The organism is Aquabacterium sp. A08 (assembly GCF_011742065.1).
The window spans coordinates 12830-13861 of sequence record NZ_JAAQQT010000680.1 but is presented as its reverse complement, the minus strand read 5'-3'; the positions used below and the strand labels follow the sequence as shown (position 1 = coordinate 13861).

Here is a 1032-nt window from a genome sequence, read left to right as displayed (position 1 = left end):
CGCGGCAGTTCGGTGATCTGCTGGGCCTGCAGCGGGGCGGCCAGCGGGTGGGTGGCGTCCACCCGTTTCAGGAAGGCGCGCGTGCTCTTGGCGTTTTCCGTCACCCAGTGGGTGAGCCGCGCCGCGGTGGCCACGGTGGCTTCGGGCAGCACGGTGCCCAGGCCGGGCGCGGTGTCGCAGCCAAAGTCCAATGGCGTGGGCACCAGGAACAGGGTGCCGGGGGTGGTCTGGCTCATGGCAGCACCAGGCCGGCGGCGCGCAGCAGGCGCGCGGTGCGGATCAACGGCAAACCCACCAGCGCGGTCGGGTCGTCGTTGTCGATGCGCTCCAGCAGCGCGATGCCCAGGCCTTCGCTCTTGGCGCTGCCGGCGCAGTCGTAGGGCTGCTCGGCGCGCAGGTAGCGTTCGATTTCGGCGTCGCCCAGGTCGCGAAACACCACCCGCACCACCGCCAGTTCGCTCTGGGCAAACCCGGTGGCGGCGCAGACCACGGCCAGCGCCGTCTGGAACAGCACGGTCTGGCCGCTCATCTGGCGCAGCTGGGCCACCGCGCGTTCGTGGCTGCCGGGCTTGCCCAGCGGGGTGCCGTGCAGGTCGGCCACCTGGTCGCTGCCGATGACGATGGCGTCCGGGTGCTGCGCGGCCACGGCCTGGGCCTTGGCCAGGGCCAGGCGCTGGGCCAGCGCGGCGGGGGTTTCGCCGGAGCGGGGGGTTTCGTCCACGTCGGGCGGGGCCACGTCGAAAGGCAGGCCCAGGCGGGCCAGCAATTCGCGGCGGTAGCGCGAGGTGGAGCCGAGCACCAGCCGGCGCGCCGGTGCGGATGGGGCGGGGGGGAGGGCGGACATGGCCGGTATTGTGCGGGCTTTTGAAGGGCCGCCGGTTTTCGGGTAGTGTTGGCAGTCATGACGCCGCCCAGCCCCGATTGGCACCCCCTGTGCAACGCCCGCGACCTGACCGACGGCGGCGAGGCCTGCCCCTTCGACGTGCGCTACCAGGGCCGGACCTGCCGCGCCTTCGCGGTGCGGCACCGCGG

At 73.3% G+C, this 1032-nt stretch carries 1 protein-coding gene and 1 pseudogene; both read right to left on the bottom strand.

Annotated elements, in window-relative coordinates; translation table 11 throughout:
* Window positions 1-236: pseudogene (locus HA630_RS17215) on the bottom strand (ribosomal RNA small subunit methyltransferase I); the annotation flags it as partial.
* Window positions 233-844, bottom strand: coding sequence for a Maf family nucleotide pyrophosphatase (locus HA630_RS17210; protein WP_166836252.1), 612 nt, complete (start codon window positions 842-844; stop codon window positions 233-235). The gene HA630_RS17210 and the pseudogene HA630_RS17215, both read right to left, overlap by 4 nt.
* Window positions 845-1032 lie beyond the last annotated feature (188 nt).